Annotated in this window: 6 protein-coding genes and 1 pseudogene; 3 read left to right on the forward strand and 4 right to left on the reverse strand. The window is 42.1% G+C overall.

The genetic code is table 11. The annotated features are described in order from the left end of the window. Positions 1-299: 299 nt before the first annotated feature. Together EWV66_RS18340 and EWV66_RS18345 are read right to left on the reverse strand one after the other, a co-directional pair. Positions 300-749: a type II toxin-antitoxin system VapC family toxin gene (locus tag EWV66_RS18340; RefSeq protein WP_052275323.1), complete on the reverse strand. Its 450-nt coding sequence runs from the start codon at positions 747-749 to the stop codon at positions 300-302. Further along, positions 749-976, reverse strand: a complete 228-nt coding sequence (locus EWV66_RS18345) for a hypothetical protein (RefSeq protein WP_052275324.1) — start codon at positions 974-976, stop codon at positions 749-751. The genes EWV66_RS18340 and EWV66_RS18345 overlap by 1 nt, the downstream gene beginning before the upstream one ends. Before the next feature lie 209 nt (positions 977-1,185). Here EWV66_RS18345 and EWV66_RS18350 point away from each other — a divergent pair, with 209 nt between their 5' ends. Together EWV66_RS18350 and hrcA are read left to right on the forward strand one after the other, a co-directional pair. Continuing rightward, on the forward strand, positions 1,186-1,524 hold the full coding sequence (locus EWV66_RS18350) for a rhodanese-like domain-containing protein (RefSeq protein ID WP_052275325.1): 339 nt from the start codon (positions 1,186-1,188) through the stop codon (positions 1,522-1,524). 136 nt (positions 1,525-1,660) lie between these two features. Then, a complete protein-coding gene (gene hrcA, locus EWV66_RS18355) occupies positions 1,661-2,737 on the forward strand; it encodes a heat-inducible transcriptional repressor HrcA (RefSeq protein WP_008207188.1) in 1,077 nt (358 codons plus the stop codon). On the opposite strand, the gene EWV66_RS18360 is transcribed toward hrcA, so the two are convergent. Continuing rightward, positions 2,724-3,017: a hypothetical protein gene (locus EWV66_RS18360; protein ID WP_002760270.1), complete on the reverse strand. Its 294-nt coding sequence runs from the start codon at positions 3,015-3,017 to the stop codon at positions 2,724-2,726. The two genes, hrcA and EWV66_RS18360, sit on opposite strands and share 14 nt — an antisense overlap. A gap of 377 nt (positions 3,018-3,394) precedes the next feature. On the opposite strand from EWV66_RS18360, the gene EWV66_RS18365 reads away from it, so the two are divergent. Then, complete coding sequence (locus tag EWV66_RS18365) at positions 3,395-3,790, forward strand: helix-turn-helix domain-containing protein (RefSeq protein ID WP_052275326.1); 396 nt, start codon at positions 3,395-3,397, stop codon at positions 3,788-3,790. A gap of 202 nt (positions 3,791-3,992) precedes the next feature. Here EWV66_RS18365 and EWV66_RS18370 read toward each other — a convergent pair. Next, positions 3,993-4,970, reverse strand: a pseudogene (locus EWV66_RS18370) (type ISP restriction/modification enzyme); the annotation flags it as partial. Positions 4,971-5,069: the final 99 nt, after the last annotated feature.

The following is a 5,069-nucleotide window of genomic DNA, read 5'->3' on the forward strand; positions in this document are numbered from 1 at the left end:
GGGGAAGTGGGGAAGTGGGGAAGTGGGGAAGTGGGGAAGTGGGGAAGTGGGGAAGTGGGGAAGTGGGGAAGTGGGGAAGTGGGGAAGTGGGGAAGTGGGGAAGTGGGGAGAATACAGTACAACTTAAAAATTAATCAGAGGATAAAAAACCGGGGAAAAGATAGTTTCAGCGCAATACATCTGGGTGAATCTATTCGGTATCAATAACTCCCTCCTGCAATAACCTCTGATCAAAGCTTAACTGAAATCCAGCCGGGGGCAAATGCGCTTTTTTCTGTTCCCCAGAATTCCCCTCACCATTAGGGATTAAGTAAGTCTTGCGGCTGAAGGATGATGATATTAGGAAGGGGAACAAAGTCATCAGGATTAAAGGTTAATAAATGAGTGATACTATGAGCTTTCATAACAGCCAGAAGCCTAATATCGTGAGTTCTTTTTCCCTTGATGTTATAGTCAGTGACTAATTGAAACCAAAGGGGAAATATCTCTGGCGTTTCTTCGAGGACAGTGAATCTGGTTAGAAATTGATTGATTTGATTTTTAGTTCTTTCAGGAGTCCAGCCTAACCCATTAACCTCAGTAGGACGGGTGGCAACTACCCAAAACTCAATGATAATTTGTGAGGTCAAGCAGCATTTATGTCCTTGCTCTATTAAGATATAGGTCGCATCTCTTGCTAAGGCATAATTAGCGGAAATTCGGTCACTCAGCCTGAGTAAAATATTGGTATCAAATAGATATTTAGCCATCAGTCATAGATAGTTTCACGCCCTAAGGCTTCATCGGGTAATCCGGGGGTATCCTTGGGTTGACTTTCCAGAAATTTTAGCCAATCTTCTGCTTTTTCGTGGGAGGTCATCTCTGCAATTTTTGGCGAAGTTATCTGAGTTAGAAATTGGCTGAAGTTTAAGACTTCTTGTTGTTTTTCTAAAGGAAGTTTTCGCAAGTTTTCGATAACGGCTTGTTCAATATTCATCGAAATTCAGCTTGTCGATTAATCGGCGTACTAAAAAGCATCAATCTCTTCAATACCTGCCGTTTCCCCATTATATCACCCCCCCGCTCTGGCACTGACCAAATCCCCCCACTTGGCTGGGATATTATTCCTACGCAAGTCCCTAACCGCTCAGGGTCCCTCGATTTGCTACTCTAAAGGAAAGATAACCGATTCTTAAAACCAAATCTATGAGCATTCCCGAAATTAGCGTCCATGAACTCGCTCTCCGTTTAGCCGATCATGATCCTAATTTACAACTTATTGATGTGCGCGAACCAGAGGAAGTTGCGATCGCATCTGTAGCCAATTTTACCATTTTACCCTTGAGTCAATACCAAGAATGGTCGCCCACTATTGCCAGCCAATTCAACCCCCAAGCGGAAACCCTCGTTATCTGTCACCATGGCATGAGATCCCTGCAAATGTGCCAATGGCTACAAAGTCAGGGTTTTACTAATGTTAAGAATATTAACGGTGGCATCGATGCTTATTCCCTCCTCGTCGATCCTAATATTCCCCGTTACTAATTTTCATGGCCACCATCGGGAAAAGAGAGAGGCAAACTATCCCCTTTCTCACCATGGATTACTGATAACTGATAACTGATTAAGCGTTATACTGTCTAAAAAAATGTTATAAATCTTTTGTTAAGATTATTCCCCTATGTCCGCTAGAACCCATCTCAGTGATCGCTATCAACATATCTTAAAGGCGACAATCCAACATTATATCGCCACGGCCGAACCGGTTGGCTCGAAAACTCTACTTGATGAGTACAAGTTTACTGTTAGTTCCGCCACGATTCGCAATGCTCTCGGTAAACTGGAAAAAGAAGGTTTACTCTATCAACCCCACACTTCCTCCGGACGCATTCCCTCCGATTGGGGTTATCGTCTCTACGTCGATGAGTTGATGACTCCCGATGACCGTATCGGCGAAAAAATCGGCTATTATCTGCATCAAAACGCTAAATCTCCCGCTTGGAGTCTCGAAAGTCTGCTGCAACGGGCCACCCAACTTTTAGCCGGTTTAAGCGGTTATATCGCTATCGTTACCCTCCCCCACACCCTCACCAATACCCTGCGTCATCTGCAATTAGTCCCCGTCTCGGACCGGCAGATCATGTTAATTATTGTTACAGATAGTTTACAAACACGCTCGGTTATGATAGAAATTCCTGAGTCTATGGCAACGGACAAGAAGGATGGATTAGCAGAAGAATTACAAATCCTCTCTAATTTTCTGGGGGAAAAATTAAAGGGTTATTGCTTGGCAGATTTAATTAACCTCGATTGGCAGCAAATCGAGCGAGAATTTACCCGTTATACCCATTTTCTCCAACAATTAAGCCAGGAAATCGGCGCTAGTCTCCAATCCACTGCCACCCCAGAAATTATCGTCCATGGTGTCGCTGAAGTCATTCGACAGCCCGAATTCGCCCAATGGCAACAAGTACAAATGTTACTGCATCTATTGGAAGCAGAACAGGATCGCCTTTTACCCCTGATTTTACAAAGACCAGAACCGGAAAAATCAGCTAAAAAAGTCAAAATCACTATTGGTTCCGAAAATCCTCTGGAATCCATGCGCCCTTGTACTCTTATCTCCGCTTTTTATAAACAGGGAGATACTCCCGTCGGTAGTGTTGGCATTATCGGACCGACGCGAATGTTATACGAAAATACTATTCCCCTGGTGGAATCCACCGCTAACTATCTCAGCGAGGCTATAAGTAAGTAGATATCCCCCGCAAAGGTTCGGGAATGGGACAATCGACAGTAAACTCTAAAATTGTCTCACCATCCCCCAAATAGCCAGAATTGGCAAAACAGAGCAACATCCGCACCAGCGCCACCCACACCTCCGCATCGAACTCCCAATCCTGTCCCCGACGCGCTCCACAGGCGATCGATTTTAGCGCCCAAAAATAACTATTTCTCACCACTGAGCCGCCTTTTTTGTAAACCGGTACATCCTCATGGTGAATATAAAGAATATCATCTTTAGCGATCGCTCTCATCGGTGGCTAGGAAGGTTGCGGGAATTTTCAGCTGACTGTCCTAGATAGGGCTGGCTGAATAAATGTGAAATGTAGGCATGGTAAGGGTTTTGTGGCTTTTCTTGCTCCCACAGGTGCAAGATTTTGAGAGAATCGTGCTTCAAAACCTGGCGTCTTCATCGGCCCGCGTCCTGTAGGGGCGAAGCATTCGGATAGAAAATCTACGGTTTCACCGATAGGTTATTGCCCGAATGCTTCGCCCCTACTTTTTCAGCAGACCCTAGATAATAACATCTTTAGCGATCGCTTGGGTCGCGCCAGAAAACCCACTATAACATTTTTCTTTCTTTCTCACAAATATGAAGTATAATGTCATCGATAGCTAAACCGCAGTAAAAATGAAATCCTATCCAGTAGAGTTCCGTCAGAAAATCCTCGACTGTTACTATAACGAACCCATCTCTCAAAGACAATTAGCGAAAAGATTCTGCGTAACCCTGAGTTTCGTACAAAAGCTGTTGAAACAATATCGAGAAACGGGAGATGTTCGACCAAAGACTTATCGATGTGGACGTCATTTAAAACTCACTCCAGAACAAATGCTCGTCCTCGGTGAGTTAATTGAGGAAAATAATGACGCAACTCTAGCTGAACTATCGAAACTATTCCTAGAAAGAACTGGTATAGTGTTAAGTGTGGCGACAGTGGCAAGAATAGCCGAACGCTTGAGAATAACCCGCAAAAAAAACTCTACACCCACCCGCACAAGAGACAGAAAAACTACAACAACTTAGACAAGAATAGAAAGTAAGTGGGTGGGTGGAATTAAATATAAGATGAACGTAGGTTGGGTTGAAGCATGAAACCCAACGCCCGCTCATGTTACGCTACCGCTAACCCATCCTACAAATAATTGTGCCTCCCTACTTAGGGTTTGCGGCAAAAAGTTTTTACTGGAGGCAGGGTGTAGAATAAGATTTCCCGGAAGCAATCTTTTTAATGTCTCATCGCTTCTATTATTTTCATGGTTTCGACGCTGACAGTACAGACTCTTTGCAGTAAGTCAATTACTGTTTCTTTATAATCAGCGAAGCGATAGTTATTAAATCTTTCGGCGATGGTTTGATCTTTGGGTTTCTTTTCCTTATATTGATCTAAAATCCATTCTAGGGCTGAACGATTACCGAGTTTATATTCCCAGGCAATTTTGGGAATATCTTGTAGGAAAGTGATATCATCGAGGTTGATGGAATTTTTTTCTCGGTCAGCTTTTAGTTTAGTTTTTGGTTTGAGGTTATTATTAGTATCGATGCGGGTTAGTGGGTAGGGTGCGACGGTTTCATAGTTGATGTGTAATTCCATTAGTTTGCTTCCCCATTCTACCCATTGAGAGAAGTTATCATAAAAGGGAAGTCGCGGAAATTCTCGCTTAAGATTTAATTCATATTTACTGCGATATTCCGGGTAGTGAAGGACTGCATAAGTGTAGTGGAAGATATCGAGTTTGGTGATGGTTTTATCGTTGTAATGTTTTTGGAATTGCTGCAATCCCCAATCGGTGATATTGTCGATACGGTTTCCTTCTCTCTCGTAGTAGTAGAGGGGGAGACATTGAGTTTTTTCAAGTGTATCTAAACCAATTAATAAATCACATGAAAGACAATGAAAAGGCTTGCTTGAACTAATGCCAGAAAAAGCTATTATCTTATTAAAAGACTTTAGATCTAATGAAAACATCTCGTAATGGTTTTCTGTCAATCGATGATTAAATAATTTTTCTGTGTATTGAAATTGCTTAAAATAAGGTCTATATAGAGATAATTGAATTAAATTATCATCGAAATCAGACTTTATTCGAGATTTCCAGAAATTCTCTAAAGAAGAACTCCACTTTATTGAAAAGTCTTGTAATTGATTTTCAACAGAGTAATTGTATTTTTCAATGAAAAAACTAATGGCTCTTCGGGAATTGTTATGCAAATAATTAACTTAAAATAAAATTCGATGAGAGCGCCTACGCTCAAAAGTAGCTGAAATCCATACAGGGAAGGACTTAAGGCACAAACAGGTTAA

This window comes from Microcystis sp. M_OC_Ca_00000000_C217Col, from assembly GCF_007095585.1.
GTDB lineage: Bacteria > Cyanobacteriota > Cyanobacteriia > Cyanobacteriales > Microcystaceae > Microcystis > Microcystis panniformis.

Excerpts from the sequence above, each read along its gene's own strand:
- EWV66_RS18340 (WP_052275323.1), bottom strand. The coding sequence starts at position 749 with ATGGCTAAATATCTATTTGATACCAATATTTTACTCAGGCTGAGTGAC.
- EWV66_RS18345 (WP_052275324.1), bottom strand. The coding sequence starts at position 976 with ATGAATATTGAACAAGCCGTTATCGAAAACTTGCGAAAACTTCCTTTA.
- EWV66_RS18350 (WP_052275325.1), top strand. The coding sequence starts at position 1,186 with ATGAGCATTCCCGAAATTAGCGTCCATGAACTCGCTCTCCGTTTAGCC.
- hrcA (WP_008207188.1), top strand. The coding sequence starts at position 1,661 with ATGTCCGCTAGAACCCATCTCAGTGATCGCTATCAACATATCTTAAAG.
- EWV66_RS18360 (WP_002760270.1), bottom strand. The coding sequence starts at position 3,017 with ATGAGAGCGATCGCTAAAGATGATATTCTTTATATTCACCATGAGGAT.
- EWV66_RS18365 (WP_052275326.1), top strand. The coding sequence starts at position 3,395 with ATGAAATCCTATCCAGTAGAGTTCCGTCAGAAAATCCTCGACTGTTAC.